The following is a 19952-nucleotide window of genomic DNA, read 5'->3' as shown; positions in this document are numbered from 1 at the left end:
ATTTTGATAATTTGAATACTAAATCTGTGAGTACGTATTTTATTGATTTAATGAATTTTATACGAATCATTAGTACATATTTATATTTTATGTAAATTTGAATTGTCTTTTTGACAAATTCATAATTAAACACTATAAAAACTTACACTATGAATGCAGCTTTCACAACTGGAAAGGAACTTCAAAAAATGGATCCCGTTTTTGGTCAATTATCATTTGATGATCACGAACAAATTGTATTTTGCAACGACAAAGATACAGGTTTAAAAGCAATTATTGGTATTCATAATTCGGTAATGGGGCCTGCTTTAGGCGGTACACGAATGTTTAATTATGCCAATGAATGGGAAGCATTAAATGATGTTTTGCGTCTTTCTAGGGGTATGACTTATAAGGCAGCAATTACTGGATTAAACATTGGTGGAGGTAAAGCGGTAATCATTGGTGATGCTAAGACACAAAAAACACCAGAGTTGATGCGCAAGTTTGGTGAATTTGTACATTCGTTAAGCGGAAGATATATTACTGCTGAGGATGTGGGAATGGAAACCGCAGACATGGATATTGTAAGAGATGTTACCCCTTATGTTACTGGAATTTCAGAGGAAAGAGGTGGAGCTGGAAACCCATCACCTGTTACAGCGTATGGTGTGTATGTAGGTATGAAAGCTGCTGCAAAACAACAATTTGGTTCGGATGTTTTAAGTGGCAAAAAAGTATTGGTACAAGGAATAGGTCACGTGGGCGAAACGTTAGTCGATTATTTGACTAAAGAGGGTGCGCTAGTTACTATTGCTGATATCAATGAGGAGAAATTGAATGAAGTAGGTACAAAATACAATGCCCAAATTTTTAGAGGGGACGATTTGTACAGTGCTGATGTTGATATTTATGCGCCTTGTGCTATGGGAGCTACCATCAATAATGATACTGTTTACAAATTAAAAGCGAAGGTAATAGCTGGTGCTGCTAATAATCAATTGGCAGATGAAAATGTTCACGGTGCCATTCTACAAGAAAGAGGCATACTTTATGCACCTGATTTCTTGATTAATGCGGGAGGGATTATAAATGTTTATGCAGAATTAGCGCATTATGACAGAGCAGAAATCATGCGTAAAACAGAAAATATTTACAATACAACTTTAGAAATTTTTGATTTTGCACTTGCCAATAAAATCACAACACATCAGGCAGCTTTGACGATAGCTCAAAACAGAATTGATCAAAGAAAATTAGAGAATAAATAAAAAATAGTTTGTATTCAGTATTCAGTCGAAGGGTTCAGCTAGTGCTGAAAACTCAGGCTGAATACTAATAACTTTTTAAAATAAGCATTTATATATTTTATTTTAAAAAATGAAATTCTTATTTTTGCGCCCTAATTAAAAAAGTTCTTACAAGGTGGTAAATAGAAGACACATTCGCGTTAAAGTTATGCAGTCCATTTATGCAATGCATCAAAGTGGTTCAGATAATCTGGAAAAAGAAGAAAAATTCCTTTTTTACAGCATCGATAACATTCAAGATTTATACCTTATTATGATTTCATCTTTGATTGAAATATGTAAAACAGAGACTATCTTTTTGCACAAATCAAGTTTAAAGCATCTAGCAACTCCTGAGGAACGTAAACCCAACGAAAAGTTTATCAAAAATCAAATTTTTCAAATTCTTTCCGAAAACAATTCACTAAGTATTGCGCTTGAAAATCGTAAAATCAATAATTGGTCCTTAAACGATGATTATATTTTATTGCTTTTGAATGATGTAAAGGCGAGTGATTTGTATGCAAATTACATGAGCAATTCAGTAAATACATTTGAAGAAGATAGACAATTCATCGTTGATTTATTTATGGAAGTACTTGTTCCTAACGAAAAATTATACGAATATTTAGAGGACGACAAATTGACTTGGGTAGATGATATTCCAGTTGTGAATACGCACATCATCAAGCAATTGAAAGCCATTAAATCTGGAGAGAACGATAATTTTAGAGTGCCAAAGTTGTATAAAGACAATGAGGACAAGGATTTCGTTAAGGATTTGTTCCGAAAAACGGTTTTAAACGAAGCAGATTTGGCCAAAGAATATTTGGATAAAACACCCAACTGGGATACAGAACGTATCGCTGAGATTGATACTATAATTCTGAAAATGGCCATTTGTGAATTTTTGAAATTCCCATCCATTCCCGTAAAAGTAACATTGAATGAGTATTTAGAAGTTGCCAAAGAATATTCTACGCCTAAAAGCAGTATTTTTATCAACGGAATTTTAGATAATTTAGTAAAAGAATTAGAGGCCAACAAAAGAATCATTAAAGCCGGTCGTGGTTTAATGTAATAACCAATTAAAAAAATAAATTAAATCATGGAACAATTAACTCAATTTGCACCGTTTTTATTAATGTTTGTAGTCATCTATTTTTTTATGATTAGACCACAACAGAAAAAAGCTAAAAATGAAAAAGAATTTGAAAGCGCTTTGAAAGTAGGTGATAAAATCATCACAAAAAGTGGTCTTCACGGAAAAGTTTCTGAACTAGCAGAGACCACTGTAGTGGTAGAAACCATGTCAGGTAAATTAAAAATGGAGCGTTCTGCTATTTCAATGGAAATGAGTGCAGCCTTGAATAAAAAATAATTTTAATTTTTTCAGTATAAAAAAAGTCCCAACTTGTAATTTTCAAGTTGGGACTTTTTTATAAAAAAATAAGATTTCTATTTTTTATTTTTTTTATTCTTCTTTGCTTTTTTTGATTTTGCTTTAGCTTTTTTTGCTTTTATTTTTGTTTTTAATTTTTCTTTCTTCGCTTTATCTTTTTTGGCTTTTTTAGCCTTTTTGGCTTTTGCTTTTGCTTTTTGTTTCGCTTTTTCTTTTGCATCGGCTTTTTTAGCCTTTTTCTTGTCTTTGTCTTTCATTTTTACTTTGTTTTTAGTTTCCTTTTTACTTTTTTTCTGTATTAAGTCGGCATTGTCATCACTGTTGTTATCTAAGGTAAAAGTCGCTATTTCTATAGTTTCGAGCAGTACTTCTTCCATTACGGGTGGTGTTATTTCCACTGGTTCCGAAACCGTTGGTTTTGCCACTACTGTTCTTTTAGCTCGTGTGGGCTTCTTGATCTCAGGTTGTAGCGGAGCCGATGGTGTTGTGTCTTGTTCTTCATTTAGTGCCATAAGATGTATTTTTAGTGTAGTTTTTATAGATATTTAATTTGTATTTTTTTTAATGTTATAAAATTGTTATTTCATTGTAAGTAAATGTAGTGATTTTATCAATCGGCCAATGTTAAGTTTTTTAATGTATTAAATAATTATTTGTTAAAACGGACGTAATTTTGATAACACTTTAAATAAATTATTAAATACTTCTAGATAAAACGAAGTTAAATTAGATTAAAGTAAGAAGCATTTTGTCAAGATTTTTTCCATAAAAAAAGTCCCAAATCTGGGTGTCAGAGTTGGGACTTAATTATATCGGTATTTATCATTTAAACCAATGCTTTCTTTAATCATTGGTTTAATTTTCTCAATCTGAGAGAGTTTGGTTTCTTTCAGTTTAGTTGTTTCAATATATTCTAAGAATTCATATTGTTTTGAAGAGGAGAATTGTCCAAATGCTTGTGCTAAATTAGGATCTGTATTAATTCTTCTTGAAGCAGTTGATTAACTAAGCCTCATTTTTTGAGGCTTAGTCTTCTTTCCAGACTTTTCATTGGTAATTGCTTCTAATATATAATTTTAGAAACCCTATTTCTTCCAATCAATTGTTGTTTTTCCCCCAGGAATTGCTTGTTTTGATGGATTCCAATGTACTATTTTATTGATATATCTTCTATCGCAGTTAATTCGGCAATTTTCACAATTACTTCAACTGCTTTTTGCATGCTTTCTACGGGAACGTATTCATATTTACCATGAAAATTATGTCCACCAGCAAAAATATTTGGGCATGGCAATCCTTTGTAGGATAATTGAGAACCGTCTGTGCCGCCACGAATAGGTTTTATTAGCGGTTTAATTCCGAGTTCTTTCATTGCTTTTTCTGCAATATCAACAATATGTTTTACAGGAAGTACCTTTTCTTTCATATTGTAATACTGGTCTTTAATTTCCGTAATAACAATATCTTCACCAAATTGTTTCGCAAATTTCTTATTGATTTTACGAGTAATTTTCTCGATTAGTTCTTTGCGTTTCTCAAATTTTTTCTTGTTATGATCACGAATGATTAATTCCAAAACAGTTTCTTCTATACTTCCAGTTAGGTGGTGTACATGAAAGAAACCTTCATATCCTTTGGTTTCTTCTGGAGTTTCTCCAGCAGGTAATTCATTTATAAAGTCATTAGCAGTCAACATCGAATTGATCATTTTTCCTTTGGCATAGCCAGGATGTACGCTTTTTCCTTTGAAAGTAATTTTGGCTCCAGCCGCATTAAAATTTTCATATTCTAATTCGCCGATCTGGCTGCCATCCATAGTGTACGCCCAGTCTGCTCCAAATTTAGCCACATCAAAATGATGCGCACCACGTCCAATTTCTTCATCGGGTGTAAAACCAATTCTGATTTTCCCGTGCTTGATATCGGGATTGTTTACAAGAAATTCCATTGCAGTAACAATCTCGGTAATACCTGCTTTATCATCGGCACCTAGAAGTGTAGTTCCGTCAGTTGTTATTAAAGTTTGCCCTTTGTACTGCAATAAATCTTTGAAATAACTTGGAGATAGAATAATATTTTTCTCAGCATTTAATACAATATCATTCCCATCATAGTTGGAGACGATTTGAGGTTTTACATTGGCTCCGGTAAAATCTGGAGTGGTATCAAAATGCGAAATAAACCCAATTACTGGAACTTCATGACTGACATTACTGGGTAAAGTTGCCATGATATAGGCTTTGTCATCTATAGTAACGTCTTGCAATCCTATTGTTTTAAGTTCTTCAACCAATTTATGGGCTAAATCCCATTGTTTTTTTGTGCTAGGTGTAGTTTCTGAACTAGCATCAGATTCGGTATCAATTGTTACGTAACTTATGAAACGGTCTATTATATGTTGCATTTTGATTTGTTTTGATGCAAATATAAACTTTTTTTTAGGAGGTTTTATGAAATAGAGCAGCAACTAAATGGCCGCCAATTTGTTTTTTTATATGGCGTTTAATTGGCTTGAGTTTTATTTGAATACTTTGATATCCACTCTTTCTAATAAAAAAACCACCCGAAGGTGGTTTGCATTAATCTCTTGTTTTTGCGAGCTTTGCTTCGGCTTTATTTAGATCTTCTTCTAGTCTATTTAATTTTATTTGACTTTTACTGATTTTGATATTTTCTTTTTCAATCTGTATCGGACTTAATTTTCCTTTTGCTTTTTTTCCTTCAAATCGTTCTTTAAGTTTTATTAAACTTTTTTCCTCGTCGGATATTTTTGTTTTGATCTTGCTTACTGATTTTTCACCAGAAAGGATTTTATCTTGGCGCTTGTTGAACGCTTTTTGTTTTTTTTCAAAATCTTTTTTTTCTCTTTCAGTTTCTTTGGCTTCTTTCAATGCTTTTTTCTCTAGCCTCATTTTATCTCGTAGTGCCTTAGACTCATTTTTTATTGCTTCTTTTTCGGCAGCTGTGGCTATTTTTGGAGTGACTTTAGTGGCAACTCGAACAGTGTCTCTAATTGTTGTAACTGTAGTAATTGTTGTTTTTGTAGCAACTTTTGTAGAGTCTGATTTAGTTTCTTGTGCATAGAAAAGTTGAAAATTGCAAAGTAACACTGCGGTAAAAATTAATTTATTCTTCATGATCATAGATTTAAGATTTGTATATAGTGCTTTTTACACTCAATCATTTTTTACAAGGTACTAAAAAGGATTGAGAAAAGCATTTCCTATTATTGTAGATGAAGTTTTTAAGTAGGATTTTAAAATCATAAAAACCTATAAAACAGTGTGATGTATTTTATTTTTTTGTTTTTTTAAAGTTTTATTTAGCAACTGTTTATCCATCTTTTTAGCGGTTACCCAGTTAAAAATGTTGTGTATTTTTTTTATAAGTATTTAATTATTGTTGAGATAGTTCTATTTTTGCAACAACAACACAACAAATATGTACAAATCACTTATTCGTCCTTTCCTTTTTTTGTTTGATCCAGAGAAAGTTCATTATTTTACTTTTTCTTTAATTCGCTTTTTTTCAAAAATCCCAGGATTTACATTTCTGTTCAGATTTTTGTATGAATGCAATGATCCCCGTTTAGAGACTGAAATCTTCGGATTGAAATTTAAAAATCCGGTAGGTCTAGCTGCTGGGTTTGATAAGGATGCTAAGTTGTATAAAGAACTGTCCAATTTTGGTTTTGGTTTTATCGAAATAGGAACATTAACACCAAAAAGTCAAGACGGGAATCTAAAAAAACGATTGTTTCGCTTAAAATCAGATAGCGCTATTATTAACCGAATGGGATTCAATAACGGTGGAGTTACAGCAGCTGTTGAGCGTTTGAAAAAAAACAATGGCGTATTGATAGGTGGCAACATTGGAAAAAATAAGTTGACGCCAAACGAAGAGGCCACTTTAGATTATGAAATATGTTTTGATGCCTTGTATGATTATGTTGATTATTTTGTGGTAAATGTCAGCTCTCCAAACACACCAAATCTGCGCGCCTTACAGGATAAAGAACCGCTTACACAATTGCTTCAAACATTGCAGAACAAGAATTTAGATAAGCCAAAGCAAAAGCCAATTTTGTTAAAAATTGCTCCAGATTTGACCAATGAGCAACTGTTCGACATTATTGATATTATCAAGGAAACTAAAATTGCGGGCATTATTGCTACAAATACTACTATTTCTCGTGAAGGCTTGCAGTCTGAAAACAAGACAGAAATGGGTGGATTATCCGGGAAACCATTAGCAAAACGAGCTACTGAGGTTATTCGGTTCCTGTCTGAAAAGAGTAATAAAGCCTTTCCTATAATTGGAGTGGGTGGTATTCATTCTGCTGATGATGCGATTGAAAAGTTAGAGGCAGGCGCTTGTTTAGTGCAGCTTTACACAGGGTTTATTTATGAAGGTCCCGCTTTGGTGAAAGCCATAAATAAAAAGATTTTAGCTAAAATGCAGTAATCCATATTGCACTAAAAAGCCAGTCAAAAGTGCGATTCCAAAACTCAACAGTGTACCGATAAGTACGTATTCAGTTAGTTTTCTGTCTTTCGCTTCTTTCAAATCTCCAAAACGGAAGATGGATTTGGCGGCCAATAAAAAGCCAATGGCTTCGAAATGTGCTGTAAGTATGAAGCAAAAAACAAATAGGCGTTCCAGAATACCAATATAATTTCCAGCATTTTCAAGCGAATCGTCGTTGTTGTTTTTGCTCTCTGGTGTCCAAATCGAAATGACATTTTTGATTACTATGGAAGTTGGTTTTGTTAGCAATAAAATTCCGGTCACCAGTACCCAAAATTGATTGTTGAAAGCGGTAAAGTCAACAGACAAGTTTTTATAAAGTCCAACAATTATGGCAATGGATATTAAATGCAAAATTTGATCGAGCACAAACCACGCGCGTTTTGTTTTGTTGTTTTGGAATTGCAATTTCATCAAATCGATGCCTCCGTGTGTTAAGGCTAATGCCAATGCAAACCATCCAAATGCCATTTCGCCAACGAAAATCCAAGCTAATATTCCGTGTAAAAAAGTATGGATGTATAGGTATTTGCTCTTGTGTTTTTTACTTTCTTTATCTAAAACCCATAAAGTAGGTTGCAATAAAAAATCACCTAACAAATGCGCCAAAAGCAATTTTACAAAAATAATCATGTGTTGATGGTTTTGATTTTATTTCTGAAATAACGTTCCATTTCCATCACCAAATGAAATTGAGCACGTTTTTGTCTTTTACTAACGGCTGCTTGATTAATCCCTAATTTTATGCCAATTTCCTCTTGTGAAAGTGATGGGTTTTCTATAGATATTAATACTAATTCTGCTTGTTGCACTAACCAATTGTCCATAAAACTTAGACTCAATCGCAACATCATATTGATTTCGGCATTAAACGCTTCATCACTAGAATTTATGGCTAAATTGATTTTTTGTTTCTTTAAAGTTTCAAAAACTTCGCCCGAGCGCAAAAAAGCAGTTCCGTTACTTTCAGAAATTTTATTTGCTGCATATGTTTTGTCTCCAAAACCAATACTCATTCGAGCATCGAGTTTCAAAGTTTTAAAATAGGCTTTTATTCGCAAAGCAATTCGCAGCGCGTCTTCTGGATTTTTAATTTCTAATTGAAATTCATCTCCTCTGTAAATCTCCCATTCGGTTGGGTTTTCTCCAAAAACATTCAATAATTCCTTCAAACCATCCATCCATATTTCGGATGACAGTTTCCTAGAATTGACGATATCTCCTGTAAGTATGCCTATCATATCCCAAATATAATTAAAAAATGAATCAGAAAATAATTTTCACTTAAATATTCCATAAAAGTGGAATATTTTAATTTATTCCATAAATATGGAATAATTTTATTTATTCCTAAAAAGTGGAATGTTTTTTGGGTATGAAAAATTATTAAAAAACGATTTCGTGAAATCTGATTTTACCTATCTTTGGACTTCTATGGAAGCAATAAAAATTATCGAATGCCCACGAGATGCCATGCAAGGCATAAAACCTTTTATTCCTACAGCAAGAAAAGTAGCATATATCCAATCTTTATTGCGTGTAGGCTTTGATTCTATCGATTTTGGAAGTTTCGTTTCTCCCAAAGCAATTCCGCAGATGCAGGATACCGCGGAAGTTTTAGCACAACTTGATTTATCACAAACAACAAGTAAATTGTTAGCTGTTATTGCAAATACACAAGGAGCTACTTTGGCTTCAAAACATGCTGAAATACAATATTTAGGTTTTCCATTTTCGATTTCTGAAAATTTTCAAATGCGGAATACACATAAAACAATTGCAGAGTCGTTGCTAACGTTGCAAGAAATTTTAGAAATAGCTGATACAAGTAATAAAGAAGTTGTGGCCTATCTTTCAATGGGTTTCGGCAATCCTTATGGCGATTTGTGGAGTACAGAAATCGTAGGAGAATGGACAGAGAAATTAGCTTCTATGGGAGTGAAAATTTTATCACTTTCGGATACTGTAGGGACTTCAGCACCGGAGGTAATCTCTTATTTGTTTTCAAATTTGATTCCGAAGTACCCAGAAATTGAATTTGGCGCTCACCTGCATACCACACCTGATAAGTGGTTTGAAAAAATTGATGCAGCATATAAAGCCGGTTGTCGCCGATTTGATGGTGCAGTCCAAGGTTTTGGCGGATGCCCAATGGCGACAGATCATTTAACAGGGAATATGCCCACTGAGAAGTTATTATCGTATTTTACTGCACAAAAAGAAAAGACAGATATGAGTCCGATGAGTTTTGAAAGTGCTTATAATGAGGCTTCTAAATTATTTGGGGAATTTCATTAAAATTAATACGTAATAATTGATGCGCTATTCAACTTGAAAATAATAAATTTATGATTAGAACGTTAACTATAAACTGTCACTAATTCTCCTATAAACTACTTTTTATGCATAAAAAACAACCTATTTACAGCATTTTAGGTTCAATTTTTCTGGTCTTAATTTCGTTTTCATGTGCGAGTGATTTGGATTATGATCAAGTGAATAATGTGAAATTAGAACCTGTATTAGTATCGAATTTGGCGTATTTTGATGTCCCAGCCAATCAATTTGTAACTGGAGGAATAGAAGAGCCCGTTTTTTTTGATGTATCAACTACAAACATATTTACTGAAAAATTTTTCACAGATAAATTAAGAAGAGTTGATCTTTTTTTTGAAGTGAGCAATACGATCAATAAGGGATATACCATTGATTTAGTTTTTCTAGATAACAACAATCAACAGCTTTATACTTCAAACTTTACTATACCACCGTATTCTGGTTCAGAAAACAAAGTAACTAAAACTGAAATATTCGAAAATGCGCAACTTGATTTATTAAAGAGAACTACAAAAATTGCTTTCATATTACAAATGATGTCCGGACCACAATTGAATGAAAATAGTCCAGGTAGTTTGAAATTGCGTTCAGGTGTAACTGCTTATTTTGTAGTAGAATGAGAAAAAATATTTTAGTTTTTGTGCTAATGCTAACGGTTGTCAGCTATTCACAAAATAAACAATTGCTTTATAATTTCACTTCGATCCCGCAGACGTTAATGACTAATTCAGGTGCCGATGTCAAGTACAATTGGTATTTTGGGGTTCCTTTATTGTCTGGTATTTCTGCAAATGTAGGTTCAAGCGGTTTTTCGGCTTATGATTTACTGGCAAATGATGGTGTAGATTTTAATGTAAAACTGCGTAATGTGATATTCTCTTCCACTAATAAAGATAATATTGCGGTCAACGAACAGGTAGAACTATTCAGCGGAGGCTTTAAGTTAAGAGGACAAGAACGTGATTCGTATGTGTCGTTTGGTATGTATCAAGAATTTGATTTTTTAAGTTATATGCCTAAGGATATGGCAATTTTGGCTATTGACGGCAATAGAGATTATTTGGGTAAAGTTTTTAGTTTAGCAGATATTAATGTTAAAGCAGAAATGCTCTCCGTATTTCATTTGGGATTTCATAAAAATGTGAGTGATAAATTGATTTTGGGTGTGCGAGGAAAAATTTATTCCAGTATTTACAATGTCAGTTCTGTTAATAATTCAGGCTACATTTATACCGTTCCATCAACTCAAGGTGTGTATGAACAGCAAATTTTTTCTAACTTGGAACTCAATACTTCTGGACTTTCAAATTACAATGATGAAAATTATGAGCCTAATGTGGTCAAAGACATTACCAAAAGAGCGTTGTTAGGTGGTAATCTAGGTTTGGGTTTAGATGCAGGTTTTACGTATTACCCAAAAAAAAACATACAGATTACAGCAAGTATAATTGATTTTGGTTTTATAAAACATAGTAAAGAAGTAGAAAGTCTGACGTTAAAAGGAAGCTATAAATACGAAGGAGTAACGCCAAGTTTTAGCTCTGGAGGTTCTTTAGGTAATGTTTTTGAAGAATTCAAAGATGCGATTCCTTTAGATACTTTATACACTAAATACACGACTTGGCGCCCAGCCAAGTTTAATAGTTCGATCCAATACTCATTTGAAGAAGACGTTGCTGAAGATTGTAATTGCGCAAATAGTAGTAACGAAAGCATTTATAAAAGCGCTCTCGGTACTCAATTATTTTTAATGTCAACGCCTAAAACGCCTTTGCTAGCATTGACCACTTATTACCGAAGAAGAATTTTTGATGGCTTGAATATTAAAGCTACATATACTATTGACTCCTATTCTTATAAAAATATTGGTTTGGGGATTTCGAGTATGATTGGGCCTGTTAATTTTTATGTACTTGCGGACAATCTTTTGGAGTATAAGGATGTCACAAAAGCCAATAGTGCATCCTTTCAATTGGGGCTTAATGTTGTTTTTAAGGATAAGAAAAAATAGCGGTTTGCTTTCATGGGTTCTGTTTCGTTCTAAAATTTTATAATTTTTTCACAAATAACGTGATGAAAACTTGTACTTAACTCAGTACAATTGAAACATAGTTTTCTAGTGTTATACGATGTTTCGACGTTCGTAGCACAATGAGTTGAGTATTAATTTAGTAATTAAGGATTTGCAAGAATAGCTCCAGATGTGACTTATACTTTATTGCATTTAATGCTCGTTTTTTTGGTTAAGATTGTTTATATTTGCACGCAATTAAACTCCAACTACAATTGCAATGATCGCACACAACACCAAGATTATCGGCGAAGGATTAACTTACGATGACGTTCTATTAGTCCCAAATTACTCTAATGTACTTCCGCGCGAAGTGAGTATTAAATCTAAATTTTCTCGAAATATTACGTTAAACGTTCCTATCGTATCTGCTGCTATGGATACAGTAACAGAAAGTGCAATGGCTATTGCTATGGCACAAGAGGGCGGAATAGGTGTTTTGCATAAAAACATGACGATCGAACAACAAGCTGCTAAAGTTCGTAAAGTAAAACGTGCAGAGTCAGGAATGATCATTGATCCCGTGACTTTACCATTGACTTCGACTGTTGCAGATGCTAAAAATGCAATGAAAGAATTTGGCATTGGAGGTATTCCAATCGTAGATGAAAACCAAATATTGAAAGGAATTGTTACCAACAGGGATTTGCGTTTCGAAAGAAATAACACCAGACCTATAGTAGAAGTGATGACCAGTGAAAATTTAGTGACTGTGGCCGAAGGCACTTCATTAGAACAAGCAGAAGTAGTTTTGCAAGGCCATAAAATTGAAAAATTACCAGTTGTAAACGCGTCGTACAAATTAGTGGGTTTAATTACTTTTAGAGACATCACTAAATTAACCCAGAAACCAATCGCTAATAAAGATGTTTTTGGTCGTCTACGTGTAGCTGCAGCTATTGGCGTAACAGGTGATGCTGTTCTGAGAGCGGAAGCCTTGGTAAATGCTGGGGTTGATGCTATTATTATCGATACTGCTCACGGGCATACGCAAGGTGTTGTCAATGTATTAAAAGAGGTTAAAAGTAAATTTCCACAAATAGATGTTATCGTCGGTAATATCGCTACTCCGGAGGCCGCTAAATTTTTAGTTGAAAATGGTGCAGACGGTGTAAAGGTAGGAATTGGTCCAGGTTCTATTTGTACTACTCGTATTGTTGCGGGTGTAGGTTTTCCTCAGTTTTCTGCTGTTCTTGAAGTGGCTGCGGCTATCAAAGGAAGTGGAGTTCCAGTTATCGCTGATGGAGGAATTCGGTATACTGGTGATATCCCAAAAGCTATTGCTGCTGGTGCTGATTGTGTGATGCTAGGTTCTTTGCTAGCTGGAACCATGGAATCTCCCGGTGAGACAATTATTTTTGAAGGAAGAAAATTCAAATCCTACCGCGGAATGGGTTCTGTTGAAGCCATGCAAGAAGGATCAAAAGACCGTTATTTCCAAGATGTTGAAGATGATGTAAAAAAACTTGTTCCAGAAGGTATTGTGGGTCGAGTTCCTTACAAAGGTGAATTAAACGAAAGTATGCAACAGTTCATTGGAGGACTAAGAGCAGGAATGGGCTATTGTGGTTCAAAAGATATTCCAACTTTACAGGAAACCGGTCGTTTTGTTCGCATAACAGCCAGTGGAATCAATGAAAGTCATCCTCATAATGTAACTATTACAAAAGAAGCACCGAATTATTCGAGATAACCCTGTTTCAAAATCATAAAAAAAAAGCATAATTACTTCCTTTTCTTGGATAGTAATTATGCTTTTTTTGTTGGTGAAAAGTGTAGTACTACGATTCAGTTGATTCGGATACATCTGCCAAGTTGTCTTTTAAATGCTGACTATCCCAGCTGTGGTTTGTTGCCGCCACTTGAGAATAAACGTCGGCTTTAAGTAGTTGCTCTTGCAACTCTATTTCTTCCTTAACAGTAATCATATAGGCCATTTTATCATGGCGTTTTTCAGCTAGTTTACGAGTCGTAATTTCGTCGTATTTTATAAATTGTTGCCCTTGTCTAGTTGCAGTATATTTTCGAAGTCCCAATTCTACCAACGCATCAACACCCATATTGACAGCACTGTATAAGGTTTCTCGATAAATATGTTTGACTTTATGATCGATGAGTTCATAGGCATCATTTCTGTTTCGAGCACGAGTTAATACTTTTAAATTTGGGAAGTGTTTTTTTAATACCTCAATTACTTGGAGATTGACAGTAGGATTATCAATAGCAGCGATAAAAACTTTCGCATTTTCGCAACCTGCGGCTTTCAATAATTCCAATCGGGTTGCATCTCCATAGTACACTTTAAAACCCATTTTTCGGAGTAAATCGATACGGTCTGAATCATAATCTAAAATAGTTGTTTTTATTTTATTAGCTCTCAACAGTCGGCCAACCGTGCTTCCAAAATGTCCAAAACCTGCTATGATAACTGGATTATCTTCATCGATGTAATCATTCTCTTTTTTGGTTTCCTTTTCTTTAGTTCTGGTGTTGGGATAGATTATTCGCTCATTGATCAATAATAAAAAAGGTGTGGCAACCATACTCATCGCTATGACAGCCATAATCTGGTTGGCTAAAATATTAGGTATGATATTCAATTGCATGCAAAAACTCATAATCACAAAACCAAATTCACCTGCTTGGCTTAAGCCAAAAGCGAAAAGTAAATTTTGATCCAATTTTTTTTTATAAAATCGACTGGTAAAAAACAAAACTATAAATTTCACTATGGTTAGAATGGCTCCAAAAGCAAAAATAAATAACGGATTGTCAATTATTAACTGGAAATTGATCGAGGCGCCAACTCCCAAAAAGAACAAACCAAGAAGCAGTCCTTTGAAAGGCGCAATATCGCCTTCTAATTCATGACGAAATTCAGAATTTGCCAGTACGACACCTGCCATAAATGCGCCAAGTGCAGGACTTAAGCCAATTAATTGCATCATATAGGAAACCCCTACAACGAGCAATAATGCCGAAGCGGTAAACAATTCTTGCAGCCTCGTTTTTGCAATGATTTGTAACAACGGAACAAACAAAAAGCGACCTGCAAAATAGATTGTCGCAAGAATTCCGAAAACGATTACCGTTTGCAACCAACTTTGATAACCCGTGATTAATGATTGAGGCGCGTCATTGCTAAGCTCAAGATTGACCGAGGATAATAGTGGTAAAAAGGCTAATATTGGGATTACAGCAATATCTTGGAAAAGTAAAACCGAAAAAGAAGAACTCCCAACGGAGGTATTTGATAGGCCTTTTTCTTTCAATGTTTGTAAGACAATTGCTGTTGACGATAGTGCTAGTGCAAGCGAAATTGCCAAGGCACTTTCCCACTTCCAGTCCATAAAAATGAGGCATCCTACAAACATTAGTACTGTTGTGCCTACCAGTTGCATAGATCCCATACCAAGAATGAATCTTCGCATTTTCCAAAACTTACTGGGTTCTAGTTCAAGACCAATTAAAAAAAGCATCATGACCACACCAAATTCTGCAAAATGCATTATATCCTGGCCTTCTTGACCTATCAGTCCAAGAACAAAAGGGCCAATAATTATTCCAGCAAACAAATAGCCTAGAATGGAACTTAAGCCTAATTTTTTTGCAATTGGCACACAAATTACAGATGCTGTTAGGTAGATAATAGCCTGAAGTAAAAAATTAGTATCCATATTAGGTTTGTATTGTTGCAAACCATTCGTTCAAATAATGGAATTGCAAAATTTCATCTGTATTTAAATCGTAATTTTCTAAATAGTCCAAAAAATAGCCATAAATCAAACCATTTTTTTCATAATCTTCACTCTTCATATTATGTGTTCCGTGAACTACAAAAGGGGGTAAATAAATCATGTTACACACTTTTGCAGTTTGGTTAAAGGGCTCTAGCAATTCTAGAATACTGTAACGATCACTGCCAGTTTCACAATAATTTTCTTTATCGCCACCTGTTGTAATGACTTGAAAAATTATTTTATTAAGTAATGCTTTTCCCTTTTTTCCATAAGCCCAATTGTGTTCTAAAACCATATCAATCCATTGCTTCATTAAAGGCGGACAACTGTACCAATACATAGGATGATGCCAAATGATGATGTCATGTTTGCTCAATAAATCTTGTTCGAATTTTACGTCAATATCAAAATTTGGATATTGTTCGTATAAATCATGAAAAGTAATATTTTCTGAATCGGGAATATGATTCACTAACGCTTTGTTCGCATGTGATTTTTCGAACAATGGATGTGAAAACAGGATTAAGATTTTATTTTTTGGCATGAAATGTTATTTGTCTTTTTATTTTTAAACAAGAAATAAGGTAATCAATTTGGCGAACAATTTACTTCAATTTAAAAGTGTATTGAAAGGTATAAAATAGTATTCATTTTTTAGGATACTCCTCCTCGTTTTTACGATTTTTTGATAATAAAAAATCCCTTCGAAAGAAATTTGACTTCCTTTCGAAGGGATTTAATACAATTCAATAATTTCTTAAAACTTATATGCCAAGAAAATTACTAGGTGTAATTTGCATCAATTCTGCTTTTACTTCGTCCGAAACATCTAGGGTTGTAATAAAACCATGAATGGCGTTTTTATCAATCGCTTCATTGGTTCTAGTCAATCCTTTTAAGGCTTCATACGGATTAGGATATCCTTCCCGACGCAAGATTGTTTGAATTGCTTCAGCTACAACTGCCCAGTTCTTCTCTAAATCTTCGTGAAATTTAGGTTCGTTCAACAACAATTTGTTTAATCCTTTCAAAGTAGCTTCAAAAGCGATTAAGGTATGTCCCATTGGTACACCAATGTTTCTTAAAACCGTACTGTCTGTTAAATCACGCTGTAATCTTGACAAAGGTAATTTAGCCGATAAATGTTCGAAAATCGCATTCGCAATTCCTAAATTCCCTTCGGAGTTTTCAAAATCAATTGGGTTTACTTTATGTGGCATCGCCGAAGAACCTATTTCACCTGCTTTTATTTTTTGCTTGAAATATTCCATCGAAACATAGGTCCAAATGTCTCGGTCTAAATCAATGATGATCGTGTTTATTCTTTTCAATGCATCAAAAAAGGCTGCGAAATGATCGTAGTGCTCAATTTGTGTAGTAGGGAAGGAGTGGTGCAATCCTAAAATATCTTCCACAAATTTCCCTCCAAAATTTCTCCAGTCAATTTGTGGGTACGCTACGTGATGTGCGTTATAATTTCCGGTTGCTCCACCAAATTTAGCTGCAAAAGGAATATTAAACAACAAACGCATTTGTTCCTCTAAACGTTCAACAAAAACACCAATTTCTTTCCCCAAACGAGTAGGAGAAGCCGGTTGTCCGTGGGTGCGTGCAAGCATTGGAACGTCCTTCCATTCGATACTTAGATCTTTCAATTTTGATGTCAAAGTAATCAAAGAAGGCATGTACACTTTCTCGAAAGCTTCTTTTGTAGACAACGGAATCGCAGTGTTATTAATATCTTGAGATGTTAATCCAAAGTGGATAAACTCTTTATATTCTGATAATCCTAATTTTTCAAAAGCATCTTTGATAAAGTATTCCACGGCTTTTACATCGTGGTTAGTCACTTTCTCCGTTTCTTTGATCCAAAGGGCATCTTCCGTAGAGAAATTTTTAAAAATGTTGCGTAAACTTTCAAATAAATCCGAATGTACTCCTGCAAGTTGAGGCAAAGGCACCTCGCACAAAGCAATGAAATATTCGATTTCAACCAATACGCGGTATTTGATTAAGGCTTCTTCAGAGAAAAAGGGAGCCAGCGAAATAGTCTTGTTTCTATATCTTCCGTCGATTGGGGATATAGCATTCAATTCGTTTAAAGTAGTCATTGTTTAGTTGTTTGTTCGAAAGGCACAAAAATAGTTATAAGTTATAAGTAATGGAGTATAAGTATAGACTTTTATTGCCCTCATAATTGATTTTTTGCCATTGGAATTGGCATTGCCATTCTCATTGCCTTTGTCATTCTCATTACAATTTATGTAGTAAATTCTTCCTCATGATTTCAACGCCTTTTGAAGCCACTTCAGGAATAACCTCCACTGGATTTCTGAGATTTGGGATTTTTATTGGCTTTGGATCAATATAAAAAATAGGTGTTTCCCGAGGTGTGAAATCAATAAGTCCAGCCGCAGGATAGACTTGCAAGGAGGTCCCGATTACCGCAAAATAATCGGCACTTTCAGCAAGTATTATGGCTTCATCAAGCGCAGGAACTTCTTCGCCAAACCAAACGATATGCGGCCGCAATTGATTCTTGTTTTCGTCAAAATCACCAAAATTCAAATCGTCCTGCCAATCCAGAATGTAATCTGGGTTTTTAGTGCTTCTTACTTTCAATAATTCGCCATGTAAATGCAATACATTAGAACTTCCCGCACGTTCGTGCAAATCATCCACATTTTGTGTGATTATGTACACCTCAAAATCGGTTTCTAATTCGGCCAAAATCAGATGCCCAAGATTAGGTTCCACTTCTTTCAATTGTTTTCGTCTTTGATTGTAAAAATCAAGTACCAAAGCCGGGTTTTTATACCAACCTTCAGGCGTGGCCACATCTAGTACGTTATGACCTTCCCAAAGTCCGTCACTGTCGCGAAAGGTTTTTATACCACTCTCGGCACTGATTCCTGCTCCGGTCAATACTACAAGTTTCTTTTTCATAGTTATATTTTTTCGCCACAGATTCACAGATTTTTTTTGAATTAGGCTTTATATTGGAAGGTTAAATTTAAAAAAAAAGAACAGGGAATTTGAGTATTTGCACTTTTTTTTGCCACATACTTAAAGTTTTTTTTAAATTAATCAAACATTTAAATCTGCGAATTTGCGGTTAATTTTTGTTCTGTTGCTTTTTTTATGTTGTACTAAACAAATGATAAATCAGTGAATCTGTGGCTTTTTTTTATTTTCACTATTTTTGCAAAAAAACAATCCATAATGATTGACTTAGAGTACCTCGCTTTCCTCGAAAATATCTTAACCGACAACCGCAAAGAAAAATTTCAAAAAGTATTGCAAAACAGAACCAAACATTTTACAATTGCTGTGGAGGATATTTTTCAAATGCACAATACCAGCGCAGTAATGCGGAGTTGTGAAATTTTCGGAATTCAGGAATTGAACGTGATCGAACAGCGTTATGGGAAAAGTATCGACAAGGAAATTGCGATGGGCGCTCAAAAATGGGTCGACATCAATACCTTCGATAGTATTACGAATTGTCTGGATACGTTAAAAAGTAAAGGGTATCAAATCATAGCTACCACGCCACATGAGAATGATTGCTTATTGGAGGATTTTGATATTTCGAAACCTAGTGCTTTATTTTTTGGAACAGAGAGAGACGGATTATCCGAAGAAATTTTGCAACGCGCCGATGGTTTTCTAAAAATCCCCATGGTAGGTTTTACCGAAAGTTTGAATATTTCAGTTTCGGCGGCAATCATCATTCAAAACCTGACGAATCGATTGCGCAATTCAAACATCGATTGGCACTTATCCGAAACTGAAATTTTGGAGAAGCGTTTGGCTTGGGCCAAAAATTCAATTAAAGATATTAAGCGAATCGAAGCACGATATTTTGAGGAAAATTAAAACGTTGTTTCACTCTCCAGTTGTATGTCTTTTATGTTACTCGGATTCATTTTATAGCGGTATAAGCCGTTGTTCCCAATAGCAAATAAGGTATTGTCGCGTACAATTAAATCAAAGCAATTTTTGTCAATGGCATGCACTAAAACAGGTTCAGCAGGATTTTGAATATTGAATATCTTGATAACATCATCGCAAACCAATAAATAATCAGCGGTAAAAAAACTAATGCCTTTAGGTTGCGAGAGCGTTCTGCTGTGAATTAATTTTGGATTCGTTAAATCTTTGGTGTCATAAACTTGTAAAACGTTTGTGTTGTTGCCGCAAGTGGTATTCGAATTTAAGGTTACATAGGAGTGTGTACTATTGGCAATGACTGGATCACAAGCGGTAAAGTGCTGTACGCTTGACAATTTTGTTGGGTTTTCAGGATTGCTGATCGAATAGATAAACATTCCATTTCTAGATCCAATAAACAAATTATCGCCGTATGAAAACAAGGTTTCAATATCGAAACCTATGAAAATTTCATTAACTTTTACGGGCTTTTCTGAGTCAATTAGCGAGAATACATTCAATTTCATTTGGTCGACACCGTATAAATAGTTTCCTTTTATGGCAAAAACAGCTAGTGAACCGCCTTGCCCTATGTCGCCATTTTGTGCGCTGTCACTTTGTGAACAACCGATTATGAATAGTAATATTACTAAGGATATAATTTTTTTCATGTT

20 protein-coding genes are annotated in these 19952 nt (G+C 34.4%); 9 read left to right on the top strand and 11 right to left on the bottom strand.

Features of this window, described 5'->3' with window-relative positions; translation table 11 throughout:
- Nucleotides 1-149 precede the first annotated feature (149 nt).
- From ACNQGO_RS11495 to yajC, 3 genes are all read left to right on the top strand, one after another.
- Complete coding sequence (locus tag ACNQGO_RS11495; protein WP_417944368.1) at nucleotides 150-1250, top strand: Glu/Leu/Phe/Val family dehydrogenase; 1101 nt, start codon at nucleotides 150-152, stop codon at nucleotides 1248-1250.
- Nucleotides 1251-1437: 187 nt separating this feature from the next.
- Complete coding sequence (gene nusB, locus ACNQGO_RS11490; RefSeq protein ID WP_417985336.1) at nucleotides 1438-2349, top strand: transcription antitermination factor NusB; 912 nt, start codon at nucleotides 1438-1440, stop codon at nucleotides 2347-2349.
- A gap of 27 nt (nucleotides 2350-2376) precedes the next feature.
- The gene (gene yajC / locus ACNQGO_RS11485; protein WP_417944369.1) at nucleotides 2377-2649 is read left to right on the top strand and encodes a preprotein translocase subunit YajC; all 273 of its coding nucleotides are present in this window, start codon (nucleotides 2377-2379) and stop codon (nucleotides 2647-2649) included.
- Between the two features lie 77 nt (nucleotides 2650-2726).
- On the opposite strand, the gene ACNQGO_RS11480 is transcribed toward yajC, so the two are convergent.
- The 4 genes from ACNQGO_RS11480 to ACNQGO_RS11465 form a co-directional block, all read right to left on the bottom strand.
- Complete coding sequence (locus ACNQGO_RS11480) at nucleotides 2727-3182, bottom strand: hypothetical protein (protein WP_417944370.1); 456 nt, start codon at nucleotides 3180-3182, stop codon at nucleotides 2727-2729.
- A gap of 291 nt (nucleotides 3183-3473) precedes the next feature.
- Nucleotides 3474-3653, bottom strand: a complete 180-nt coding sequence (locus ACNQGO_RS11475) for a YdeI/OmpD-associated family protein (protein ID WP_417985335.1) — start codon at nucleotides 3651-3653, stop codon at nucleotides 3474-3476.
- Between the two features lie 167 nt (nucleotides 3654-3820).
- Nucleotides 3821-5074, bottom strand: coding sequence for a peptidase T (gene pepT / locus ACNQGO_RS11470; RefSeq protein ID WP_417985314.1), 1254 nt, complete (start codon nucleotides 5072-5074; stop codon nucleotides 3821-3823).
- Between the two features lie 175 nt (nucleotides 5075-5249).
- Entirely contained in the window at nucleotides 5250-5807 is a 558-nt protein-coding gene (locus tag ACNQGO_RS11465) for a hypothetical protein (protein WP_417985313.1), read from the bottom strand.
- A 304-nt stretch (nucleotides 5808-6111) separates the two neighbouring features.
- On the opposite strand from ACNQGO_RS11465, the gene ACNQGO_RS11460 reads away from it, so the two are divergent.
- Nucleotides 6112-7134, top strand: coding sequence for a quinone-dependent dihydroorotate dehydrogenase (locus ACNQGO_RS11460; protein WP_417985312.1), 1023 nt, complete (start codon nucleotides 6112-6114; stop codon nucleotides 7132-7134).
- On the opposite strand, the gene ACNQGO_RS11455 is transcribed toward ACNQGO_RS11460, so the two are convergent.
- Both ACNQGO_RS11455 and ACNQGO_RS11450 read right to left on the bottom strand, forming a co-directional pair.
- A complete protein-coding gene (locus tag ACNQGO_RS11455) occupies nucleotides 7117-7830 on the bottom strand; it encodes a DUF3307 domain-containing protein (protein WP_417944374.1) in 714 nt (237 codons plus the stop codon). The two genes, ACNQGO_RS11460 and ACNQGO_RS11455, sit on opposite strands and share 18 nt — an antisense overlap.
- A complete protein-coding gene (locus ACNQGO_RS11450) occupies nucleotides 7827-8438 on the bottom strand; it encodes a SatD family protein (protein ID WP_417944375.1) in 612 nt (203 codons plus the stop codon). Before ACNQGO_RS11450 ends, ACNQGO_RS11455 begins: the two co-directional genes overlap by 4 nt.
- A 193-nt stretch (nucleotides 8439-8631) precedes the next feature.
- Here ACNQGO_RS11450 and ACNQGO_RS11445 point away from each other — a divergent pair, with 193 nt between their 5' ends.
- From ACNQGO_RS11445 to guaB, 4 genes are all read left to right on the top strand, one after another.
- The gene (locus ACNQGO_RS11445) at nucleotides 8632-9495 is read left to right on the top strand and encodes a hydroxymethylglutaryl-CoA lyase (protein ID WP_417944399.1); all 864 of its coding nucleotides are present in this window, start codon (nucleotides 8632-8634) and stop codon (nucleotides 9493-9495) included.
- A gap of 104 nt (nucleotides 9496-9599) precedes the next feature.
- Nucleotides 9600-10154 carry a hypothetical protein gene (locus ACNQGO_RS11440; protein WP_417985311.1) on the top strand — a complete coding sequence of 185 codons (555 nt, stop codon included), beginning with the start codon at nucleotides 9600-9602 and terminating at the stop codon, nucleotides 10152-10154.
- Complete coding sequence (locus ACNQGO_RS11435) at nucleotides 10151-11545, top strand: DUF5723 family protein (protein WP_417944377.1); 1395 nt, start codon at nucleotides 10151-10153, stop codon at nucleotides 11543-11545. The genes ACNQGO_RS11440 and ACNQGO_RS11435 overlap by 4 nt, the downstream gene beginning before the upstream one ends.
- A 280-nt stretch (nucleotides 11546-11825) precedes the next feature.
- Nucleotides 11826-13298: an IMP dehydrogenase gene (gene guaB, locus ACNQGO_RS11430; protein ID WP_417970708.1), complete on the top strand. Its 1473-nt coding sequence runs from the start codon at nucleotides 11826-11828 to the stop codon at nucleotides 13296-13298.
- Nucleotides 13299-13386: 88 nt separating this feature from the next.
- Here the strand turns inward: guaB and ACNQGO_RS11425 are convergent, their stop codons facing one another.
- From ACNQGO_RS11425 to ACNQGO_RS11410, 4 genes are all read right to left on the bottom strand, one after another.
- Nucleotides 13387-15282 (bottom strand): monovalent cation:proton antiporter-2 (CPA2) family protein, encoded by a 1896-nt coding sequence (locus ACNQGO_RS11425; protein WP_417944379.1) that lies wholly within the window; start codon nucleotides 15280-15282, stop codon nucleotides 13387-13389.
- Nucleotide 15283: 1 nt separating this feature from the next.
- Nucleotides 15284-15889 (bottom strand): NAD(P)H-dependent oxidoreductase, encoded by a 606-nt coding sequence (locus tag ACNQGO_RS11420; protein WP_417944380.1) that lies wholly within the window; start codon nucleotides 15887-15889, stop codon nucleotides 15284-15286.
- Nucleotides 15890-16109: 220 nt separating this feature from the next.
- Nucleotides 16110-17456, bottom strand: a complete 1347-nt coding sequence (gene purB / locus ACNQGO_RS11415) for an adenylosuccinate lyase (RefSeq protein WP_417944381.1) — start codon at nucleotides 17454-17456, stop codon at nucleotides 16110-16112.
- 142 nt (nucleotides 17457-17598) lie between these two features.
- Nucleotides 17599-18291 carry an SIR2 family NAD-dependent protein deacylase gene (locus ACNQGO_RS11410; RefSeq protein WP_417985310.1) on the bottom strand — a complete coding sequence of 231 codons (693 nt, stop codon included), beginning with the start codon at nucleotides 18289-18291 and terminating at the stop codon, nucleotides 17599-17601.
- Between the two features lie 276 nt (nucleotides 18292-18567).
- Here ACNQGO_RS11410 and ACNQGO_RS11405 point away from each other — a divergent pair, with 276 nt between their 5' ends.
- On the top strand, nucleotides 18568-19224 hold the full coding sequence (locus ACNQGO_RS11405; RefSeq protein ID WP_417979226.1) for a TrmH family RNA methyltransferase: 657 nt from the start codon (nucleotides 18568-18570) through the stop codon (nucleotides 19222-19224).
- Here the strand turns inward: ACNQGO_RS11405 and ACNQGO_RS11400 are convergent.
- Nucleotides 19221-19949, bottom strand: coding sequence for an LVIVD repeat-containing protein (locus ACNQGO_RS11400; protein ID WP_417979227.1), 729 nt, complete (start codon nucleotides 19947-19949; stop codon nucleotides 19221-19223). The two genes, ACNQGO_RS11405 and ACNQGO_RS11400, sit on opposite strands and share 4 nt — an antisense overlap.
- Nucleotides 19950-19952 lie beyond the last annotated feature (3 nt).

The sequence above is a fragment of the Flavobacterium frigidum genome (assembly GCF_048286735.1).
GTDB lineage: Bacteria > Bacteroidota > Bacteroidia > Flavobacteriales > Flavobacteriaceae > Flavobacterium.
The sequence above is the reverse complement of the archived record's forward strand: the minus strand, read 5'-3'. Positions and strand labels throughout refer to the sequence as shown.